At 59.3% G+C, this 243-nt stretch carries 1 protein-coding gene; it reads left to right on the top strand.

The genetic code is table 11. From position 1 onward, the window contains the following. Nucleotides 1–243: ISAs1 family transposase (locus BGIM_RS65045; protein WP_040890998.1), on the top strand; the 243-nt coding region annotated here is incomplete at both ends.

Raw genomic sequence — 243 nt, 5'->3', positions numbered from 1 at the left:
AAGGGAGCCGCCCAAGCCTTGCACATTGTCAGCGCATGGGCCACCAAGGCGGGCCTCCCCCTGGCGCAAGTCCAAACCGGGGAGAAATCGAACGAGATCACGGCAATTCCGGAATTGCTGGAGGCGCTGGTGAGCATCGACGCCGCCGGATGCCAAAAGGAAATCGCCGCGAAGATCGTGGACAAGAAAGGGGACTACCTGCTGGCGGTGAAAGAGAAACAGCCTCGCTTGTTCGAAGACATT

The organism is Zavarzinella formosa DSM 19928 (assembly GCF_000255705.1).
Classification (GTDB): Bacteria; Planctomycetota; Planctomycetia; order Gemmatales; family Gemmataceae; genus Zavarzinella; species Zavarzinella formosa.
The sequence above is the reverse complement of the archived record's forward strand: the minus strand, read 5'-3'. Positions and strand labels throughout refer to the sequence as shown.